The following is a 21,101-nucleotide window of genomic DNA, read 5'->3' as shown; positions in this document are numbered from 1 at the left end:
CCCGGCCGCGTCACGCGGTGGCCGTCCTGCGACCGGTCAGCAGCGTGAGCGTGAGGTACAGCACCAGCGAGGTGCCGAGGCCCACCGCCCAGCCGTAGTCGGCGAGGGGGGACAGGGCGGGGACGGGACGGCCGTCGATCAGCGGTTTGAAGCTGGCGCCGCCGATCGCGAGGACACCGCCCGCGAGGAACGCGACGACCGCCCGCCAGTTCCAGCCGCCCGCGTACCAGTACCGGCCCCCCGTGCGGTACAGGTCGGCGAGGTCCAGGCGGGTGCGGCGCAGCGGCCAGTAGTCGGCTACGAGGATGCCCGCCACCGTGCCGAGCAGGCCGCCGACCAGGCCGAGCCAGGTGAAGATGTAGCCCTGCGGGTCGGAGTACAGCTTCCAGGGGAAGATCAGCACGGCGAGGACCGCGGTGATCAGGGCCCCGGTGCGGAAATTCACCTTCCGCGGCGCCACGTTGGAGAAGTCGAAGGCCGGGGAGACCAGGTTGGCCGCGATGTTCACCGAGAGGGTGGCCACCAGCACCGTCGCCAGGGCGTAGAGCAGGCCGGCCACGTTGTCCGTCTTCGCCGCCAGCTGCACCGGGTCCCAGACCGGCTTGCCGTACACCGCCTCGGAGCCGGAGGTGACCAGGACGGACAGGAACGCGAAGAGGGTCATGGTGGTCGGCAGGCCGAGCGCCTGCCCCCAGGTCTGGGCCTTCTGGCTGCGCCCGTAACGCGTGAAGTCCGGGATGTTCAGCGACAGGGTGGACCAGAAGCCGATCATGCCCATCAACGAGGGCCAGAACAGCTTCCAGAAGTCCCCGCCCCAGCCGAGCTTCGACGGCTGGTCGAACAGCGGGCCGACGCCGCCGGCCTTGCTGCTCATCCACCACAGCATCACGAACGCGCCGACGAGCACGAAGGGCGCGGCCCAGTTCTCGAAGCGGCGGATGGTCTCCATGCCCCGGTAGATGATCGCGACCTGGATCGCCCAGAAGATCGCGAACGACAGCCACATGGTCCAGGCGTAGCCGCCGACGTGGGCCGCGTTCGACCAGCTGTCACCGATCAGTTTCCCGGCGAGGAAGTAGATCGCCTCGCCGCCGATCCAGGTCTGGATGCCGAACCAGCCGCACGCCACCAACGCCCGTACGACGGCGGGCAGGTTGGCGCCGCGCACACCGAAGGAGGCGCGGGCGAAGACCGGGAAGGGGATGCCGTACTTGGGGCCGGCGTGCCCGGTCAGCAGCATCGGCACCAGCACGATCAGATTGGCCAGGGCGATGGTGAAAACGGCCTGCTTCCAGTCCATGCCGACGGCGATCAGGCCGGAGGCCAGGGTCCAGGAGGCCGTGTTGTGGGCCATGCCGACCCACAGCGCGGAGAAGTTGTACGTGGTCCAGGTCCGCTTCTCGGCCGGGACCGGGAGCAGGTCCTCGTTGGCGTACGGACCGCTGGGCGGCGGGGTGCCAGGAGCGAGTTCCACGCGCCCGTCGGGGAGGGTGACTTGGCCGGACAGGGGTATGGCCGTGGGAGCGGTGTCGGTCATGGGCTGGCCAATCGGGTGAGGTGGGTCGGGAGTGGCCGTGCGGGCACCAGCCCCCTCCCCGGACGGCGGGGAGGGGAGACCAAGGGGGGCGTGGGGGGTTCGGACTACTGGCTCCGGATCAGGTGTTGACGGCCGGGATCACCTTCGTGCCGTAGGCGTCGATGGTGGCTTCCTGCGCGTCGTGCATGTCGTACACCGCGAACTGGTCGACGCCCAGCGCGCGGAGTGCGGTCAGTTTCTCGATGTGCTTCTCGGCCGGGCCGATGACGCAGAACCGGTCGACGATCTCGTCGGGCACGAACGCGGTGTCCGGGTTGCCGCTGCGCCCGTGGTGGGCGTAGTCGTAGCCCTGCCGCGCCTTGATGTAGTCGGTGAGTGCGTCGGGGACCTGGGCGGAGTGCTCGCCGTACTTGGCGACGAGGTCGGCGACGTGGTTGCCGACCATGCCGCCGAACCAGCGGCACTGTTCGCGGGCGTGGGCGAGGGCCTCGGGCGAGTCGTCGGCGGTGACGTACGCGGGAGCGGCCACGCAGATGGTGACGTCGCCGGGGTCGCGGCCGGCGGCAGCGGCCGCGTCCTTGACGGCCTTCACCATGTACTCGGTCAGATAGAGGTCGGAGAGCTGGAGGATGAACCCGTCGGCCTCCTCGCCGGTCATCTTCAGCGCCTTGGGACCGTACGCGGCCATCCAGACGGGGAGTTCGGCGCCCTCCTTGATCCAGGGGATGCGGATCTTCGTGCCGCCGAGGTCGGCCTCCTCGCCGCGGCCGAGGGCGCGGATGACCTTCATCGCCTCGCTGATGCGCGCGAGGGTGTTGGGTTTGCGGCCCGCGACCCGCATCGCGGAGTCGCCGCGGCCGATGCCGCAGACCGTGCGGTTGCCGAACATGTCGTTGAGGGTGGCGAAGGTGGAGGCGGTGACCTCCCAGGTGCGGGTGCCCGGGTTGGTGACCATCGGCCCGACCGTCAGCTTCGTGGTGTTGGCGAGGATCTGGCTGTAGATCACGAACGGCTCCTGCCAGAGCACGGCGGAGTCGAACGTCCAGCCGTACCTGAACCCGTTGCGCTCGGCCCGTTTCATCAGGCTGACGACGCGGGAGGCCGGCGGGTCGGTCTGCAGGACGAGTCCGAAGTCCATGGGCGCCACTCCTAGTTGAGGTACTGACAGGTGGAGCGTGGGGTGAAGACGCCGTGGCCGGCGTGTCCGGTGTACTCCCGCTCGGTGATGACGGGTTCGCCGCGCGACAGCACGGTCTCGACCCGGCCGGTGGTGCGCTTGCCCTCGTAGGCCGAGTAGTCGACGTTCATGTGGTGGGTCCGCGCCGAGATGACCTGCTCGGCGTGCGGGTCGTAGATCACGATGTCGGCGTCGGCGCCCGGGGCGATGGTGCCCTTCTTCGGGTACAGGCCGAACATGCGGGCCGGGGTGGCGCAGGCGATCTCGATCCAGCGGCGGCGGGAGATGTGCCCGTCGACGACGGCCTGGTGGAGCAGGTCCATGCGGTTCTCGACGCCCGGCAGGCCGTTGGGGATCTTGGAGAAGTCGCCGCGGCCCAGCTCCTTCTGGCCGGCGAAGCAGAACGGGCAGTGGTCGGTGGAGACCACCTGGAGGTCGTTGGTGCGCAGGCCCTTCCACAGGGCGGCCTGGTGCTCCTTGGGCCGCAGGGGCGTGCTGCAGACGTACTTGGCGCCCTCGAAGTCCGGTTCGGCGAGGTTGTCGGTGGACAGGAACAGGTACTGCGGGCACGTCTCGCCGAAGACGTTCAGCCCCTCGTCCCGGGCCCGCGTCAGCTCGGCCACCGCCTCCGCGGCCGAGACGTGCACGACGTACAGCGGGGCGCCCGCGACCTGGGCGAGCCGGATGGCGCGGTGGGTGGCCTCGGCCTCCAGCAGGGCCTTGCGGACCTCGCCGTGGTAGCGGGGGTCGGTCTCGCCGCGGGCGAGGGCCTGCTGGACCAGGACGTCGATGGCGATGCCGTTCTCGGCGTGCATCATGATCAGCCCGCCGTTCTCGGCGGAGCGCTGCATGGCGCGCAGGATCTGGCCGTCGTCGCTGTAGAAGACGCCGGGGTAGGCCATGAACTGCTTGAAGGAGGTGACGCCCTCCTCCACCAGCAGGTCCATCTCCTTCAGCGTCTCGTCGTGGACGTCGGAGACGATCATGTGGAAGGCGTAGTCGATCGCGCAGTTGCCCTCGGCCTTGGCGTGCCAGGTGTCCAGGCCCTCGCGCAGGGTGTGGCCGACGCTCTGCACCGCGAAGTCGACGATCGTCGTCGTACCGCCCCAGGCGGCGGCCCGGGTGCCGGTCTCGAAGGTGTCGGAGGCGAAGGTGCCGCCGAACGGCAGCTCCATGTGGGTGTGCGCGTCGACGCCGCCCGGGATGACGTACTTGCCGGTGGCGTCGATGACCCTCTCGGCCGTGAACGCCTCCGCGGCGGGGGTGCCGGAGGCGGCGAGGGCCGCGATACGGCCGTCCTCGATCAGGACGTCGGCGTGGATCTCGTCCGAGGCGGTGACGACGAGACCACCACGGATGACGGTACGGCTGCTCATGCTGCTCCCTCGGTCGAGTCGGCTGCGGTCAGGGCGCGGTCAGCGGTGTGTACGCCCCCGGCGCCCGGTCGCGGTAGAACTGCCAGCGGTCGCGGACCTCGCGGAGTTTGGCCAGGTCGAGGTCGCGGACGACGAGCTCGGTCTCCTTGTCGCTCGCCACCTCGCCGACGAACTGGGCCTCGGGATCCACGAAGTAGGTCGTGCCGTAGAAGTCGTTCTCGCCCAGGTCCTCCACGCCGACCCGGTTGATCGCGCCGACGAAGTACTCGTTGGCGACGGCCGCCGCCGGCTGCTCCAGCTGCCAGAGGTAGCGGGACAGGCCGCGCGAGGTGGCCGAGGGGTTGAAGACGATCTCGGCTCCGGCGAGGCCCAACGCCCGCCAGCCCTCCGGGAAGTGACGGTCGTAGCAGATGTAGACGCCGATCCTCCCGGCGGCGGTGTCGAAGACGGGCCAGCCGCTGTTGCCCGGGCGGAAGTAGAACTTCTCCCAGAATCCCTGTACTTGGGGGATGTGGGTCTTGCGGTACTTGCCGAGGTAGGAGCCGTCCGCGTCGATCACCGCGGCGGTGTTGTACAGGACGCCGGGCTGTTCCTCCTCGTACATGGGCAGGACCAGGACGATGCCCAGCTCCCGCGCGAGGGCCTGGAAGCGCCGGACGGTCGGGCCCTCGGGAATCCGTTCGGCGTACTCGTAGAAGGCCTTGTCCTGCACCTGGCAGAAGTAGGGGCCGTAGAACAACTCCTGGAAGCAGAGGACTTGGGCGCCCTGCGCGGCCGCGTCCCGGGCCGCCTGCTCGTGGACCTGGATCATGGATTCCTTGTCGCCGGTCCACGCGGTCTGGAACAGGGCGGCACGGATCACTCGGCTCATCGGGACCTCCGGTAGCTCGGTGTGCCCTGAGCGTAGAAAGCACGTGGAGCCCCTTTGAGTGGCAGCGTGTCACGTCTGCGGGCCGTGGGCGTGCCACCGTGTCACGTGTTCGCAAGCCCATGTTTCACCGCCGTTTTCCCAGGTCGTCGCATGTTTCACCCCTGTTGCGCGTCATGCGCGAGGAGCGCGATGTGCACGGAGGCCGCCTGTTCGAAGTCGTCCAGGTCGGCACCGAGGAGGGTCTGTATCGCCTCCAGGCGGCGGTAGAGGGCGGGCCGGGAGACATGGTGGAGCTGCGCGGTCCGGGACTTGTTGCGGCCGGTCGCGAGGTACGTCCGCAGCACGTTCAGCAGCTCCGGTCCGGCGTCCCCCAGCAGCCCGCCCAGCTCCCGCTCGGCGAAGGACTGCACCTGCGGGTCGTCGCGCAGCAGCCGGATCAGGCCGCGCAGGTGTACGTCCTTCAGGCGGACGACGGCCGGGAGGTCGAGGGCGGCCGAGGAGCCGGCGACGGCATCGGCGACGTGCCGGGCCTCGCGCAGCCCGGCGGGCACGTCGTCCCAGCTGGTACGGGGATCGCTGGCCGCGACCACGGTCCCTGACCCGGCGCGCAGCCGGGCCGCGAAGTGGGCGGTCAGCACCTCGGCGTCCTGGTCGCGGGCGAGGCTGAGCAGCACGGCGGCCACGTCGGCGGCGAGTTCGGCGACCAGCCCGGGCAGCCCCAACAGGCGCAGCACACGGTCGAGTTCGTCCGTGGCACGGCCGAGGACGACGAGCGGGACGAAGGTGCGCCGGTTGACCGGCAGCCCGGCCGCACGCGCCCGGGGCAGCAGCCGGCCGGCCGGTACGACACCGGAGACCAGGTCGGTCAGCAGGCTCTGCGCGGACTCCTCCTCCCAGGAGTGCGCGGAACCTGCGCCGAGCATGCGGTGCAGGACCAGCGCCTCGGCGGCCCGGTCCGCGAGCAGCCGCCCGGTGGCCGCGTCGCCCCGGTAGCCGCACAGCAGCAGCCGGCCCCAGCGCTCCCCGCGCCCGCCGAGCTCGGTGCCGATCCAGCCGCCGTCCGCGCAGGCGGAGGCCTGCCGGGCGACCCGCTCCCAGTCGCGTAGCACGTCGTCCACCGCGGAACGCTCCCCCGCCGTGGCGAGGACGCGGTGGGCGAGGTTGGTGACCACGACCGGGCAGCCGCTGTGCCGGGCGACCTCGTCGAGCAGGCGCTGCAGCGGCGCACCGGCCGTGATCAGGGCTGTGAGTTCGGTCCGTACGGTCTCCGAGAGGCTGACGGCGGCGAACTTCCGCCGCACCAGCCGGGACTGGACCTCCTCGGTCAGCTCGGCGAAGGGGAAGGGGCGGTGCAGCACGACCATGGGAAGTCCGCACCGCTCGGCGGCCCGGCGCATCACCTCGGGCGGCGCCGGAAAGGCCCGCCCGAGGCCGAGCACCACGGCGGAGGCCTCGGCCCGGTGCAGCGACTGGATGTACTCGGCCTGCTTGGCCTCGTCGCCCGCCAGCAGGACACCGGTGGTGAGGACCATCTCGCCGCCGCTGAGCATCACCCCGACGTCGGCGGCCTCGGCGACATGGACCCAGCGCACCGGCCGGTCGAGCTGTCCGGCGCCGGCGACCACCTCGGGCTCCCCGGCGAGGACCCGCTCCAGGGTGAGCACCTGGCGGACGGAGAGGGCGGGTTCCCAGCTGAGCGGGGTCTCCGAGGTGGTGGTCATGGCCGTGTCCCCTTGGTGCTAGTACGTGCTCCTCAGTGCCCGTTCCAGGATCGCCGCGCCCTCCTCGGCCTCCGCGACGGTGAGCGACAGCGGTGGGGCGATGCGCAGGGCGCTGGTGTTGTGGCCGCCGCCCTTCCCGATGAGCAGTCCGCCCTCGCGGGCCGCCTCCAGCACGGCGGAGGCCGCCTGCGGATCGGCCTCGTCGGTGCCGGGCCGCACCAGCTCGACGCCGATCATCAGGCCGCGCCCGCGCACCTCACGCACGCCGGGCAGCTGGGCGGCGATGGCCCGGAGCCGCTCGATGAGCAGCCCGCCGACGCGGCGGGCGTTGCCCTGGAGGTCGTGCTCCAGCAGGTAGTTCAGGTTGGCGAGGCCGGCGGCCATGGTGAGCTGGGTGCCGCCGAACGTCGAGATGCTGTTGGCGTCCAGGCAGTTCATGATCTCGGCGCGGGCGATCACGCCGCCGATCGAGGTGCCGTTGCCGATGCCCTTGGCGAAGGTGACGAGGTCCGGCGGCCCGCTGCGGGCATGGGCCTGCCAGCCCCAGAAGTGCTCGCCGGTGCGGCCCCAGCCGGTCTGCACCTCGTCGGCGATCCACAGGATGCCGTGCTCCTCGAGGACTTCGCGGAACGCGGCGTAGAGCCCGTCGGGCGGCGAGGTGAAGCCGCCGACGCCCTGGATGGGCTCGGCGATCAGCGCTGCGGGCGGGCGGGTGTGGCCGAGGACGTCCCGGAGGTCGGCGACACACGCGTCGATGAAGGCGCGGTCGTCCAGCTCGGCGAACGGGCCGCGGGTGCGTACGCCGCCGTGGACGTACAGGGTCTGCAGCGGGGACAGCGAGGTCGGGGACCAGCTGCGGTTGCCGGTGATGCCGACCGTGCTGAAGGAACGGCCGTGGTAGCTGTTGCGCATCGCCAGGATCGTGTTGCTGCGCCGGTGGGCGGTGGCGAGCAGCAGGGCGGTGTCGTTGGCCTCGGTGCCGGAGGTGGTGAAGAAGACCCGGGCGTCCGGGATGCCGCTCACCTTCGCGATGCGCTCGGCGAGTTCGACCATCGGCCGGTTGAGGTAGAGCGTCGAGGAGTGGATGATCCGCCCGGCCTGCTCGCCGACCGCCTTCGTCACTTCGGGCAGGGCGTGCGCGGTCATCGTCGTCAGGATGCCGCCGAAGAAGTCCAGGTACCTGTTGCCGGCGGAGTCCCAGACGTGGCGGCCCTCGCCGTGGGTGATCTCGATCGGCTCGTCGTAGTAGAGGGCGAGCCAGTCGGGCATGACCTGGCGGTGGCGGGAGTAGAGGTCGTTCACGGCTGCACCAGCCCTTCGTAGGCGTCGGGGCGGCGGTCGCGGTAGAAGGCCCACTGCTGCCGCACTTCCTCGATCAGGTCGAAGTCGAGGTCACGGACGAGGAGTTCCTCGGACTTGTCGCTCGCGACCTCGCCGACGAACTGCCCGCGCGGATCGACGAAGTAACTGGTCCCGTAGAAGTCGTTGTCGCCGTACTCCTCCTGCCCCACCCGGTTGATGGCGGCGATGAAGTACTCGTTGGCCACGGCCGCCGCGGGCTGCTCCAGCTGCCACAGGTGGGCCGACAGGCCGCGGTGGGTGGCGGAGGGGTTGTAGACCAGCTGGGCTCCGGCCAGCCCGAGTTGCCGCCAGCCCTCCGGGAAGTGCCGGTCGTAGCAGATGTACACGCCGACCTTGCCCACGGCCGTGTCGAAGATGGGCCAGCCCAGGTTGCCCGGCTTGAAGTAGTACTTCTCCCAGAAGCCCTTGACCTGGGGGATGTGGTGCTTGCGGTACTTGCCGAGATAGGTGCCGTCGGCGTCGATCACGGCGGCGGTGTTGTAGTAGAAACCGGACTGCTCGATCTCGAAGACCGGGACCACGACGACCATGCCGGTCTCGCGCGCGAGTTCCTGCATCCGGCGCACCGTCGGCCCGTCGGGCACGGGCTCGGCCCAGCGGTAGTGCTCCGGTTCCTGGACCTGGCAGAAGTAGGGCGAGTTGAAGACTTCCTGGAACCCGATGATCCTGGCACCCTGGTGGGCCGCCTCGCGGGCGTGCTCCTCGTGTTTCGCCACCATGGACTCGGTGTCGCCGGTCCAGGTGGCCTGGACCAGGGCGGCTCGTACGACGTTGGCCATGAGCTGCTCCTTCGACGGGACCGTCAGGGCCTCTACGCCCGTAGAGCACGGCGTAGAGGGACGAAAGTAAGCCTCCGGGAGGCCCTTGCCAAGACCATCGTCGTCAACCCGCGGAGTCGATCACGTTTCACACCCCCGTGGGTGAGCGAAGGGACCGCTCGAAGGGGTGAACCGGAGCATACCGGGACGATGCGCCGCCACGTCGGTCACGTCGCGTGTCCGGCCACCCGCAGCGCGTGGACGAGGTCCCAGTGGCGCTCGTCGGAGACGGCCCGCGCGGCCCGGAGCAGCAGCGGCACGAGCCGGCGCGGGTCGGGCGCGACACTCCGGGCGGCCTCCTCCGCCGTACGAACCCGCACGCAGGCGTCGAGCAGCGCGGCCGCCTCCCGGCCGTGGCCCGCGCCCTCCAGCCGCAGCACGGCCGCGCCGATCTGCTCCGCCGGGCGGGCCACGCCCTGCCGCAACAACTGCTGCCCGTCGGCGTCCCGTCCGGCGGCGGCCAGCGCGGCGGCGACGGCGACCAGCCGCTCCGCGGGCAGCGAGGCGGCCTCCCACAGCAGCGTCGCCCAGTCGGCGCCGAGCCCGGCGCGGTGCAGCGCGTCCGCGAGCGCCGGGAAACGCCCGGCGGGCCACTGCACGACCTCGACGAGCAGGACGTGGGCCTCCCCGCTGCGCCCCTCCCCCCGGAGCCGCGCGAGCTGCTCCACGGCCTCCTCGGCCGCGGTCCCCGCCTCGGCGTCCGCCACCTCGGCCGGGGCCGCCGCGGGTTCGGCGGCCTCCGCCGCCCCGGCGAACCGCGCCCCCCGCGGTGTACGCCGCGCCGGAGCCTCGGGCACAGCCGGTGGCGCGCCGAGGGAGGGACCGGCCACGTCGTCCACCATCCCGGCGAACCGGGCGCTCCCACGACGCCGCTTACGGGGCTTGGCGGGCGGGGCGGGCTCAGGGGGCGAGGTGAGCGGGGCCGAGGCCTGGTGCTCGCCCGGCAGGGTGCGGGAGCCGGGGGGTGCGGTGGCCTGTGGGACGTGCGGTGCGCGGAGGGGAGGCGAGCCGGCCTCCGCACCCCGACCGGCGTCGCGTGGGGACGCGGGGGCGTGGGCATCCGGGACGCCGTCAGGAGAGGGCGGGGCGGCTTGGGCGGCCGGGGTGCCGCCGGAAGCCGACGGAAACGCTTGCACAGCCCCATCGGCACCCGGAGACGCCGAGCCGACCTGGAAGTCCCGGGAGCCACGAAAAGCCGACGGAAACGCTTGCGCAGCCCCATCGACACCCGGAGACGCCGAGCCGGCTTGAGACGCCCCAGTGGCGCCGGAAGCCGACGGAAACGCTTGTGCAGCCGGGTCGGCGCCCGGGGGAGGCGCGGGGGCAGGGGTGGGTGTCACCGGATGTGGAGCCCGAGCGTGAGGCGCTTCGGAGACGGGGCCGGCAGGCCGGCGCTTCGGGTCGGCCTGCCGGCGGCTCGTGGGCTCGCCGCGCGGAACGGTGCGGTGGGGCGCGGACTCCGGCGGGAGCTGGGCGCGATCGCGGCCCGTGTGCCGCGAGGCCGCCGACGCCTCGGCGAACACCCCGTACCCCGGCCCCGACGCCTCGGCGAACGCCCCGTACCCCCGCCCCGACGCCTCCAGAACCTCACCCCCGGCACCCTGCGACGCGGGTTCACCCCCGGGCCGCAGCCCGTCCGCACGCGCCGCCCCACTGCGGTCCAACTCCGTCAAACGGGCCCGGAGTTCGGCGCACCTCGCGGTGGCGCGGTCGTGGTCGTCCTGGGCCCAGGCGAGGTCGAGGTGGAGGGACCCGGCCTCTTCGGCGGAGGACGGCGTGGACAGCAGGCGGGTCAGTTCGGCCTGGCGCTCGGCGGCGTAACGCTGTTCGCGGAGCATGACGTCGAGGCGGTCGAGCAGGGTGTCCCGCGCGCCGGGCCGGGCGTCGTAGGCCGTGAGCGCGGCGCGGTACAGGGCACGGGCCCGTTCCCGCTCGGCCCCGGCGGCGGCGGGGCCGTATGCCGCGGCGAGATCCTCCAGCAGCGCCTGCACCACGTCCCACGGCGGCACCTCACGACCGTCCAGACAAGCGCGCATGCCGTCGGGGTCACGCTGCCAGAAGACCCCGCTCCAGCCTCCGCCCTGGTCCAGGCGGCCCAGCAGACCGTCCAGGTAGTTGGCGAACCTCCGCACCCCGTCAGGGAGTTGATCCACCGCCATCGCTCAGCTCCCGCCCGGCCGCCGGCACTCTCGCCGGTAGGCAACACCAGTCGTGTTACGGCGCTGCTACGCAGAGTTTTCCGGCAGTGCGCGGACAGCTCAGCGCGGGCTCCCGCCCGCTGCGCGGACCCGGACCCTCACACGGTCACGAGCGCACATCGCGCGACCAGCTCGTCCATCGACAGCCCGAGGACCCCGGCCAGTGCGGCCACGGTGAAGAACGCGGGGGTCGGCGCCCGCCCCGTCTCGATCTTGCGGAGCGTCTCGGCGGAGATGCCCGCCCGCGCCGCGACCTCGGTCATGCTCCGGCCGCCGCGCGCCTCGCGCAGCAGCCGTCCGAGCCGCTCGCCGCGTTCACGCTCTTCGGGGGTGAGAGGGGTGCGCACCATTCCCCCATTCTAATACCGGCCTCCCGCTCCCGCCCCCATTAAAATACCGGTATAGTAATTGGCATGGTGGAACTGAAGACGGACACTTCGATCGACGCGATGCACGCCGCCGGCCAGGTCGTCGCACAAGCCCTGACGGCCGTACGCCGGGCCGCCGACGTCGGCGTCTCCCTGCTGGAGCTGGACGAGGTGGCACGGCAGGTGCTGCGCGAGGCCGGGGCCTCCTCGCCGTTCCTCGGCTACCGCCCCTCCTTCGCCCCGACCCCCTTCCCCGCGGTGATCTGCGCCTCCGTGAACGACGCGATCGTGCACGGCATCCCCACCCGGTACCGCCTGCGCGACGGTGACCTGGTCTCGATCGACTGCGGGGCCACCCTGGACGGCTGGGCCGGCGACTCGGCGATCAGCTTCACCGTGGGCCGCCCGCGCACGGAGGACCTGCGCCTGATCGAGGCGGCCGAGCGGGCGCTGGCGGCGGGCATCGCGGCGGCCGTCGTCGGCAACCGCATCGGCGACATCGCGCACGCCGTCGGCCGGGTCTGCCGTACGGCCGGCTACGGCGTTCCCCAGGGCTTCGGCGGTCACGGCGTGGGCCGCCGGATGCACGAGGACCCCGACGTCCCGAACGAAGGCCGCCCCGGCCGGGGACTCCCGCTGCGCCCCGGCATGGTCCTGGCCATCGAGCCCATGCTCATCGCGAGCGGCAAGGACGCGTACCACGAGGCGGGCGACGGCTGGACCCTGCGCACGTCCGACGGCTCCCGCGCGGCCCACGTCGAACACACCGTGGCGATCACGGAGAACGGCCCCCGGATCCTGACGGCACGAGTGCCCGCCTGAAGGATCCGCGAGGCCGTACTGACATGCGGCCGGGCCGCGTGGGCGCGAGCAACCACGGGCGGCCCGCACGCGCCGACGGACAGCGGGCCCCGGCTCCTCGGGCGAACATGCCACCCCCACGGGTTCGTGTCATCGTGGGCATGAACAGCCGCCACCCGGTTACCCGGCGGAGCCAGTCGTCAGCGAAGGATGCGCATCGCCATGACCAACGGCTACCCTCCTGACCCCTTCGGCGAGTTCATGGCCCGCTTTTTCGGCGGCCCCCCGAGCGGAGGTCAAGGGCCTCGCCACATCGACATCGGCCGCCTGCTCAGTCAGCCGGCCCGTGAGCTGGTCAGAGGGGCCGCCCTGTACGCCGCGGAGCACGGCAGCCGGGATCTGGACACCCAGCACCTGCTGCGCGCCGCGGTGGCGGCCGAGCCCACCCGGAGCCTGCTGACCCGGGCGGGCGCGGACCCCGACTCGCTCGCCTCGGAGATCGACGACCGGGCCGGCCCGGTCCAGCACGCGCCGGGCGAGGCGCCGCCGCCGACCTCGCTGTCGCTCACCCCGGCCGTCAAGCGCGCCCTGCTGGACGCGCACGACATGGCGCGGTCGAGCGGGGCCGGGTACATCGGCCCGGAGCACGTGCTGAGCGCGTTGGCCGCCAACCCGGACTCGGCGGCGGGCCACATCCTGCACGCGGCCCGGTTCTCGGCCGGCTCCCTGCCGCCGGAGGCTCCGGAGAGCACCCAGACCCGCCAGGAACGGCCGCGCGCCACCGGCACGCCCACGCTGGACAAGTACGGCCGTGACCTGACCGAGCTGGCCCGGCAGGGCCGGATCGACCCGGTCATCGGCCGGGACACCGAGATCGAGCAGACCATCGAGGTGCTGTCCCGGCGGGGCAAGAACAACCCCGTTCTCATCGGGGACGCGGGCGTCGGCAAGACGGCCATCGTCGAGGGCCTCGCCCAGCGCATCGCCGACGGCGACGTGCCCGACGTGCTGGCGTGCCGCCGCGTCGTGGCCCTGGACCTGACGGGCGTCGTCGCCGGCACCCGCTACCGGGGCGACTTCGAGGAGCGGCTGAACAACATCGTGGAGGAGATCCGCGCCCACTCCGATCGGCTGATCGTGTTCATCGACGAGCTGCACACCGTGGTGGGCGCGGGCTCCGGCGGCGAGGGCGGCGCGATGGACGCCGGCAACATCCTCAAGCCCGCCCTGGCCCGCGGCGAGCTGCACATCGTGGGCGCGACCACGCTGGAGGAGTTCCGCCGGATCGAGAAGGACGCGGCGCTGGCCCGCCGGTTCCAGCCGATCCTGGTGCCCGAGCCGACGGTCGAGGACACCATCGAGATCCTGCGCGGCCTGCGGGACCGGTACGAGGCCCACCACCAGGTCCGCTACACCGACGAGGCGCTGGTCGCGGCCGTGGAGCTGTCCGACCGGTATCTCACCGACCGGCGGCTGCCGGACAAGGCCATCGACCTGATCGACCAGGCCGGGGCTCGGGTACGGCTCGGCGCGCGGACCAAGGGCACGGACGTGCGCGCGATGGAGCGCGAGAGCGAGCAGCTGGTCCGGGACAAGGACCAGGCGGTCGCCGCCGAGGACTACGACAAGGCCAAGGAGCTGCGCGACCGGATCGGCGAGCTGAAGCAGCGGATCGCCGAGGCGAGCGGCGACGACAAGGCCGACGAGGGCCTGGACCTGGAGGTGACGGCGGAGGCCGTCGCCGAGGTGGTCTCCCGGCAGACCGGCATCCCGGTCAGCCGGCTGACCCAGGAGGAGAAGGAACGGCTGCTCGGCCTGGAGGAACACCTGCACGAGCGGGTCGTCGGCCAGGAGGAGGCCGTCGCCGTGGTCTCGGAGGCCGTGCTGCGGTCCCGCGCGGGGCTCGCGAGCCCGCACCGGCCGATCGGCAGCTTCCTGTTCCTCGGCCCGACCGGCGTCGGCAAGACCGAGCTGGCCCGGGCGCTCGCCGAGGCGCTGTTCGGCAGCGAGGACCGGATGGTCCGGCTGGACATGAGCGAGTACCAGGAGCGGCACACCGTCTCCCGGCTGGTCGGCGCCCCGCCCGGGTACGTGGGCCACGAGGAGGCCGGGCAGCTCACCGAGGTAGTGCGCCGGCACCCGTACTCGCTGCTGCTGCTCGACGAGGTGGAGAAGGCGCACCCGGACGTCTTCAACATCCTGCTCCAGGTCCTGGACGACGGCCGGCTGACCGACTCCCAGGGCCGGACGGTGGACTTCACCAACACGGTCATCGTGATGACCAGCAACCTGGGCTCCGAGGCGATCACCCGGCGCGGCGCCGGGATCGGGTTCGGGCCGGGCGGCGCGGAGGCCGACGAGGAGGCGCGGCGCGAGCAGATCCTCAGGCCGCTGCGCGAGCACTTCCGCCCGGAGTTCCTCAACCGCATCGACGAGATCGTGGTCTTCCGCCAGCTGACGAGCGAGCAACTGCGGCAGATCACCGACCTGTTGCTGGAGGGCACCCGGCGGCTGGTGGACGGGCAGGGCGTCACGGTCGCTTTCACGGACGCGGCCGTGGACTGGCTCGCCGAGCGCGGCTACCAGCCGGAGTACGGTGCCCGGCCACTGCGCCGCACGATTCAGCGGGAGGTGGACAACCAGCTGTCCCGGCTGCTGCTGAACGGCACCATCTCCGAGGGCAGCCGGGTGACGGTGGACGTGCGGGACGGACGACTGGACTTCCGCACCGGGGAGACCCAGCCGCCCGTACCGGAGTTGTGACCTCTACGGCGCCGGGTCCACGACCATCGCCGAGCCGCCGCCGCGCCGTACCTTCTCGGCGGCGGCCAGCCACTTGCCGCCCGGCAGCCGCTGCACGCCGGTCGCCGCGCCGATCTCGGGGTTGAGCGAGAAGGAGTGCCCGATGGCCTCCAGCTGTTTCCTCAGGTCGCCGTTGTAGAGGGCGGGTTCGAGTTCGGTTCTGGCCGCGTTGCGCTGGCTGGCGCGCGGTGCGGCGATGGCGTCGACCAGGGGCAGGTGCCGGTCGAGGAACTCGGTGAGGGTCTGCAGCACGGTGGTGATGATGGTCGCGCCGCCCGGCGAACCGAGCGCCACGACCGGCCGGTTGTGCCGGTCCAGGACGATCATCGGGGAGATCGAGGAGCGGGGCCGCTTGCCCGGACCGGGCAGGTTCGGGTCGTGCACGGCCGGGTTGGCGGGGCTGAAGGAGAAGTCGGTCAGCTCGTTGTTGAGCAGGAAACCCCGGCCGGGCACGGTCATGCCGCTGCCGCCGGTCTGCTCGATGGTGAGCGTGTAGGAGACGACGTTGCCCCACTTGTCGGCCACGGTCAGATGCGTGGTGTTCTCGCCCTCGTACGTGGTCGGGGCCGCCGTACCGCCCTTGCCGCAGGCGGCGGGGTGGCGCGGGTCGCCGGGGGCGAGCGGGCTGGTGAGGACCGCGTCGTCCTTGATCAGGCACGCGCGCGAGTCGGCGTACTCCTGCGACAGCAACTGCTTGGTCGGTACGTCCTCGAAGGCCGGGTCGCCGACCCAGCGCCCGCGGTCGGCGAAGGCGATCCGGCTCGCCTCGATGAAGTGGTGCAGGTACTGCGCCTCGCTCGCCTGCGAAAGGTCGGTGTTCTCCAGGATGTTGAGCGCCTCGCCGACGGTGGTGCCGCCGGAGGAGGAGGGCGCGATGGAGTACACGTCCAGCCCGCGGTACGACGTCCTGGTGGGCGCCTGGAGCTTGGCCCGGTAGACGGCGAGGTCCTTCTCGGCCAGCTTGCCGGGGCGGGCGTTCCAGCCGGAGGCGGGGTTCACGGGCGGGTGTTCGACCGTGTTCACGATGTCGTCGCCGATGTCCCCGCGGTAGACGGCGTCGATGCCCTTGCGGCCCAGCTCCTCGTAGGTGCGGGCCAGTTCGGGGTTCTTGAGCCGGGAGCCGACGACGGGCAGCTGTCCGTTCGGCAGGAACAGCTTCGCGGTGTCGGGGAAGTAGCGGAACCGGGTTTCGTTGGAGGCGGTCTGCGAACGGAAGGTGTCGTCGACCGTGAACCCGTCGCGGGCGATCCGCTCAGCCGGCTTCAGGACGCTGCCGAGCCGTTCGCTGCCCCACTCGTCCAGCGCCTTCTGCCAGGTCGCGGGCGTGCCCGGGGTGCCGACGCTCAGGCCGCTGCTGACGGCGTCGGCGAAGGCGAGGGGCTTGCCGTTTTCGACGAACAGGTCGGAGTCGGCGCTGAGCGGCGCCGTCTCGCGGCCGTCGATGGTGTGCACCGTGCGCGTCCTGGCGTCGTAGTAGACGAAGTAGCCGCCTCCGCCGATGCCGGCCGAGTAGGGCTCGGTGACGCCGAGCGCGGCGGCGGTGGCGACGGCCGCGTCGACCGCGTTGCCGCCGTGTCTGAGGACGTCGATGCCGGCGGCGGAGGCGTCCGCGTCGACGCTGGAGACGGCACCGCCGTATCCGACGGCCACCGGAACCTTCGTGGGAGTCTCGTTCGTTGTCGCGGCGGGTGGCGCTGCCGCCCCCACCGACACCATGGCGGCCGAGACCGCCAGAACCGCCAGTTTCCGCGTGCCAGGACGACCCATCCGAACCTCCCGTCGGGACAGTCCGCGCAGCGTAACCAGATCGTCGTAGTACCGACAGTACGCCTCGGTGCACCGCCACACGAACGTCACGCGTCGAACACGGGTACGTAGCCGTCGCCCGGGCCCGCTACCATGCGCGGCCATGAACGACGACGTGCGCAACATCGTCCTGGGCCTGGTGGCCACCGGGATATCCGCCTCGCTGGGCTGGATGGCCCGTACGTATCTGTGGCGCCGCAAGCTGCGGCGCAAGCAGGCGTTCTTCGGGCTGCCGGACAACTCGGAGTCGCTGTTGGTGGTCAACCGCAACGCGGGCGGCCCGGACCTGTCGGTGATGCGGTACGACGTGTTCGCCCTGCTGGAACTCTCCGCCCTCATCAAGGACTGCAACGCGCACGCCCAGGTCGTGGCGCACGACGCCACCCAGCAGGGGTTCGGCGAGCGGACGGAGTTCTGCGTCGGCGGCCCCTACTCGAACCGCCGCATGGCGGCCCACCTCTCCTCGCTGCTGCCGGGGGTGTGGATGAACGTCGAGACCGACGCCGGCCCGGAGACCGGCGCCTTCCGGATCGGCGGCGAGCACTACCGCATGGAGGGCGGCCGCAGCGAGTACGTCCTGCTGGCCCGGCTCACCGCGGACGGGCACGACGCCGGCCGCCCGGTGTTCCTGTTCTGCGGCCAGCGGGCGATCACCAACCAGGCCGCCACCCGCTACCTCGCCCGCCATCACGAGCGGCTGCACCGCAAGTACGGCACCGGTTCCTTCGTCCTGCTGCTGAAGGTGGTCAACTCACAGGCGTACGGCCCGGATGTGGTCGAGCTGGTGGCGGACGTGACGCGGGCCGCGCGGACGCCCCTGCCCGAGGCGGCCTCCGCCGACACAGCCGCCTAGCGCGTCAACAACCTTTACTGGTACGTAACTTACCGACGGGTTACTTGCGGTAAGGGCGTCCGGTTACCGTCGGGTTACTTTTCACTGGAACAGTTGAAGGAGTGACCCATGGGACACGGTCGCGCCACCCTGCGCACCGCAGCCGCCGGAACCGTCTCGGCGGCACTCGTCGCCGGCACCGTCGTCGGCCTGGCGCCCGCCGCCCAGGCCACCGCCCCGTCCGTCCGGTTCGTCGACATCACCGGCGACGGCGGCACCCCGCTGAAGGCGAACGTCGTCACACCCGCGGGCGCCGACGGCACGCACCGCTACCCGCTCGTCGTGCTGCCCACGAGCTGGTCGCTGCCCCAGGTGGAGTACCTCGCCCAGGCCCAGAAGTTCGCGGACGCCGGCTATGTGGTGCTCACCTACAACGTGCGCGGCTTCTGGCAGTCGGGCGGCCAGATAGAAGTGGCCGGTCCGCCGGACATAGCGGACGCCTCCAAGGTCATCGACTGGGCCCTCGCGAACACTCCGGCCGATCCGGCGCACGTCGGCATGGCCGGGGTGTCGTACGGCGCGGGCATCAGCCTGCTCGCCGCCGCGCACGACAAGCGCATCAAGGCGGTCGCCGCGCTCAGCGGCTGGGCGGACCTGATCGACTCGATCTACTCGGGCCGCACCCAGCACGTGCAGGCGGCGGCCGTGCTCGACGGCGCGGCGACCCTGACCGGCCGGGAGAGCCCCGAACTCCGGGAGATCTTCGACAACCTGTACTCCTCGAACCTGTCGAAGGAACAGGAGATGATCGACTGGGGAAGGAAACGCTCCGCCGCCACCTATCTCGACCAGCTGAACAGCAACGGCGCTGCCCTGATGCTCGCCAACGCCTGGGGCGACACGATCTTCCCGGTCAACCAGTACGCCGATTTCTACGAGAAGTTGAAAGTGCCCAAGCGGCTGGAGCTGCGCCCGGGCGACCACGCGACAGCCGAGCTCACCGGCCTGTTCGGGCTGCCCAACGACGTCTGGACGGACACCGAGCGCTGGTTCGACCACTACCTCAAGGGTGCCGACAACGGCATCGACCGCGAGCAGCCGGTCCAGCTGAAGTCCCGTAGCGCGGGGGGATACGAGGGCTACCCGGACTGGAAGTCGATCGCCGCGACCCGCAGGAAGATCGCGCTCGGCGGCTCCACGACCATCCACGCCAACGTCGACTCGGGCGCGGACGGCGGCGTCGTGTTCCTCTCCAGCATCCTGGACCAGGTGGCCCAGGTGCCGCCCATGGCCTCCATCCCGCTGCTGCCGCGCCGTTGGGCCGCCGTGTGGCAGTCGGAGCGGTACGGCACCGCCCAGCACGTGCGCGGCACGGCGTCCCTGCACACCACGCTGACCCCGACCGCGGAGAGCGGCACCCTCGTCGCCTACCTGTACGACGTGGGACCGCTCGGTATCGGCAAGCTGGTCACGCACGCGCCGTACACCTGGCACGGGCGGACACCCGGCGAGCCGTTCGACGTCGACCTGGACCTGTTCTCCACGGCCTACGACGTACCCGCCGGGCACCGCCTCGCGCTGGTGGTCGACACGGTCGACCCGCTGTACATCGAGCACAACCCGTCCGGCGCGCAGCTGACCTTCTCCTCGCCCCCGGACGACCCGTCGTACGTGTCCGTCCCGCTCGGCGAGCAGTGATCTCCGGCTGCCGCCGGACGAGCCTGGCCCGTTGACGACTGCCGCCCCCCTGGGGTTTCGGGGCTATCGGGGGCTCCCCACCCGGCAGCAGCGCCCCAGGACCGGCCGTGGCGGGAGCCGCGGCCCCGGTTCTGGGGCTGCATCCCGATGCCGATCGGCGAAGGCGCCGTCACCACAGGGATGAACGGCAAATCGTAGTCGAGGTTGGCGGTGTCGGCCCCGTCGGCCTGGAGGAAACGTCAACTGGCCGGTGGCGACGCGCAGATACTTAAGGGCCTAGGGGTACCGCCGACCGCAGGCCGCCGGAGAACTCGCTCTTCCTGCACTGGTTCACGTGGTGCGGCTCGATCAACGGATCGGCGGCCATACGCAGCCCTACTCGCTCTCAGCCGTGTCGTGGTCGCCGCAAACTATCCGGACGGCAGCCGAGTTCAGTGACGACACGCACTCACCCGCATTAGCCGTATTTACCGCACAGGTGTCGGGGAGGCTCAGGTCTCGGCGATCTCCGCGTACAGCTGGGAGAGCTCGGGGACACCGCTCGCGGCCCAGTCCTGCCCGGCGCCCGCGACCTCCACCTCACGGCCGGAGGCCAGCCGCACGACGGGCTCGCCGTCCGGGCGGATCAGCCAGGCGGCGCCGGGCACGGTGCGCACGACGACCGTGCCCAGATACAGCCCCGCGTCATGGCCCAGCCAGGGCAGGGTCTCGGCGTCGTCGCGCCAGCGCGGGACGAGCTGGTCCAGGGCCTCCAGGGAGGCCGGGGTGTCGTCGAGGCGGACGCCCGCCCCGGCCGCCTGCGAACGGAGCAGTTCGCACTCGGACAGCAGCGCGGCGACCGACTCCGGGTCCGACGGCGGTGCCGCTTCGCCGTCCTTCTTGTGCCGGTGGCCCAGGAACGGAAGGTTCATGGACTCAAGCGTGGCATCAGACCTCGAGGTCGACCACCACCGGAGCGTGATCGGAGGCGCCCTTGCCCTTGCGCTCCTCCCGGTCGACGTAGGCGTCCTTGACGGATTTGGCGAACGGGGCGTTGCCGTACACCAGGTCGATGCGCATGCCGCGGTTCTTCGGGAAGCAGAGCTGGCGGTAGTCCCAGTACGTGAACGGCTGGTCGTACTTCAGGGGGCGCGGCACCACGTCGTCCAGGCCGGCCTCGCGCAGGGAGGCGAGGGCGGCGCGCTCGGCGGGGGTGACGTGGGTGGAGCCCTCGAAGGCGGCCCGGTCGTAGACGTCGTCGTCGGTCGGCGCCACGTTGTAGTCCCCCATCACCGCGAACGGGCGGCTGCCGCCCGCGTCACCGGCGACGGCGGCCTTCAGGGCCTCGAACCACTGGAGCTTGTACGCGTAGTGCGGGTGCTCCACCTCGCGGCCGTTGGGGACGTACACCGACCAGACGCGAACCGGGCCGCAGGTCGCCGAGATGGCGCGCGGCTCGGTCACACCGTCGAACCCGGGGTCGGCGGGCAGGCCCTTGACGACGTCCTCGATGCCGACGCGGGAGAGCACCGCCACGCCGTTCCACCGGCCGGTCGCGTGGACCGCCGCCTCGTAGCCCAGCTCGCGCAGCTGGTCGAACGGAAACTGCTCCTCGGCGACCTTGGCCTCCTGCAGGCACAGCACGTCGGTGCCGCTGCTCTCCAGCCAGGCCAGCAGCCGCGGGAGGCGGGCGGTGATCGAGTTCACGTTCCAGGTGGCGATGCGCATGCCTCACAACCTACCCGGAGCCTCTGA

16 protein-coding genes and 1 pseudogene are annotated in these 21,101 nt (G+C 71.7%); 4 read left to right on the top strand and 13 right to left on the bottom strand.

Annotated elements, in window-relative coordinates:
• Positions 1-10: 10 nt before the first annotated feature.
• From AB0D93_RS23895 to AB0D93_RS23855, 9 genes are all read right to left on the bottom strand, one after another.
• Positions 11-1,537, bottom strand: a complete 1,527-nt coding sequence (locus AB0D93_RS23895) for an NCS1 family nucleobase:cation symporter-1 (protein ID WP_362122450.1) — start codon at positions 1,535-1,537, stop codon at positions 11-13.
• A 118-nt stretch (positions 1,538-1,655) separates the two neighbouring features.
• On the bottom strand, positions 1,656-2,675 hold the full coding sequence (locus tag AB0D93_RS23890) for a TIGR03842 family LLM class F420-dependent oxidoreductase (RefSeq protein WP_362122448.1): 1,020 nt from the start codon (positions 2,673-2,675) through the stop codon (positions 1,656-1,658).
• An 11-nt stretch (positions 2,676-2,686) separates the two neighbouring features.
• On the bottom strand, positions 2,687-4,090 hold the full coding sequence (gene hydA / locus AB0D93_RS23885) for a dihydropyrimidinase (RefSeq protein ID WP_362122446.1): 1,404 nt from the start codon (positions 4,088-4,090) through the stop codon (positions 2,687-2,689).
• A 28-nt stretch (positions 4,091-4,118) separates the two neighbouring features.
• Positions 4,119-4,961, bottom strand: a complete 843-nt coding sequence (locus AB0D93_RS23880; protein ID WP_362122444.1) for a nitrilase-related carbon-nitrogen hydrolase — start codon at positions 4,959-4,961, stop codon at positions 4,119-4,121.
• Between the two features lie 155 nt (positions 4,962-5,116).
• Positions 5,117-6,682, bottom strand: a complete 1,566-nt coding sequence (locus tag AB0D93_RS23875) for a PucR family transcriptional regulator ligand-binding domain-containing protein (RefSeq protein WP_362122442.1) — start codon at positions 6,680-6,682, stop codon at positions 5,117-5,119.
• An 18-nt stretch (positions 6,683-6,700) separates the two neighbouring features.
• The gene (locus tag AB0D93_RS23870) at positions 6,701-7,951 is read right to left on the bottom strand and encodes an aspartate aminotransferase family protein (protein WP_362122804.1); all 1,251 of its coding nucleotides are present in this window, start codon (positions 7,949-7,951) and stop codon (positions 6,701-6,703) included.
• Positions 7,952-7,980: 29 nt separating this feature from the next.
• Entirely contained in the window at positions 7,981-8,823 is an 843-nt protein-coding gene (locus tag AB0D93_RS23865; protein ID WP_362122440.1) for a nitrilase-related carbon-nitrogen hydrolase, read from the bottom strand.
• A 206-nt stretch (positions 8,824-9,029) separates the two neighbouring features.
• Positions 9,030-11,021 carry a hypothetical protein gene (locus AB0D93_RS23860; RefSeq protein WP_362122438.1) on the bottom strand — a complete coding sequence of 664 codons (1,992 nt, stop codon included), beginning with the start codon at positions 11,019-11,021 and terminating at the stop codon, positions 9,030-9,032.
• Positions 11,022-11,158: 137 nt separating this feature from the next.
• Positions 11,159-11,410, bottom strand: a complete 252-nt coding sequence (locus AB0D93_RS23855; protein ID WP_362122437.1) for a helix-turn-helix transcriptional regulator — start codon at positions 11,408-11,410, stop codon at positions 11,159-11,161.
• Positions 11,411-11,473: 63 nt separating this feature from the next.
• Between AB0D93_RS23855 and map the strand changes: the two genes are divergently transcribed.
• Together map and AB0D93_RS23845 are read left to right on the top strand one after the other, a co-directional pair.
• Positions 11,474-12,250 (top strand): type I methionyl aminopeptidase, encoded by a 777-nt coding sequence (map, locus tag AB0D93_RS23850; protein WP_362122435.1) that lies wholly within the window; start codon positions 11,474-11,476, stop codon positions 12,248-12,250.
• A 201-nt stretch (positions 12,251-12,451) separates the two neighbouring features.
• Positions 12,452-14,992: an ATP-dependent Clp protease ATP-binding subunit gene (locus tag AB0D93_RS23845; RefSeq protein ID WP_362122432.1), complete on the top strand. Its 2,541-nt coding sequence runs from the start codon at positions 12,452-12,454 to the stop codon at positions 14,990-14,992.
• A 3-nt stretch (positions 14,993-14,995) separates the two neighbouring features.
• Here the strand turns inward: AB0D93_RS23845 and ggt are convergent, their stop codons facing one another.
• Complete coding sequence (gene ggt, locus AB0D93_RS23840) at positions 14,996-16,798, bottom strand: gamma-glutamyltransferase (protein WP_362122430.1); 1,803 nt, start codon at positions 16,796-16,798, stop codon at positions 14,996-14,998.
• 142 nt (positions 16,799-16,940) lie between these two features.
• Here ggt and AB0D93_RS23835 point away from each other — a divergent pair, with 142 nt between their 5' ends.
• Complete coding sequence (locus AB0D93_RS23835; protein ID WP_362122428.1) at positions 16,941-17,690, top strand: hypothetical protein; 750 nt, start codon at positions 16,941-16,943, stop codon at positions 17,688-17,690.
• A gap of 108 nt (positions 17,691-17,798) precedes the next feature.
• Positions 17,799-19,367, top strand: coding sequence for an alpha/beta fold hydrolase (locus AB0D93_RS23830; protein ID WP_362122426.1), 1,569 nt, complete (start codon positions 17,799-17,801; stop codon positions 19,365-19,367).
• Between the two features lie 73 nt (positions 19,368-19,440).
• Here the strand turns inward: AB0D93_RS23830 and AB0D93_RS23825 are convergent.
• The 3 genes and pseudogenes from AB0D93_RS23825 to AB0D93_RS23815 all read right to left on the bottom strand — a co-directional run.
• Positions 19,441-19,576: pseudogene (locus tag AB0D93_RS23825) on the bottom strand (amino acid ABC transporter permease); the annotation flags it as partial.
• Between the two features lie 282 nt (positions 19,577-19,858).
• Positions 19,859-20,278, bottom strand: coding sequence for a DUF6278 family protein (locus tag AB0D93_RS23820; protein ID WP_362122424.1), 420 nt, complete (start codon positions 20,276-20,278; stop codon positions 19,859-19,861).
• Between the two features lie 16 nt (positions 20,279-20,294).
• Positions 20,295-21,074 carry an exodeoxyribonuclease III gene (locus AB0D93_RS23815; protein WP_362122422.1) on the bottom strand — a complete coding sequence of 260 codons (780 nt, stop codon included), beginning with the start codon at positions 21,072-21,074 and terminating at the stop codon, positions 20,295-20,297.
• Between the last annotated feature and the right edge of the window lie 27 nt (positions 21,075-21,101).

The sequence above is a fragment of the Streptomyces sp. NPDC048191 genome (assembly GCF_040652655.1).
Classification (GTDB): domain Bacteria; phylum Actinomycetota; class Actinomycetes; order Streptomycetales; family Streptomycetaceae; genus Streptomyces.
Note: the sequence above shows the minus strand (reverse complement) of the source record. Positions and strands in the feature narration are given on the sequence as shown.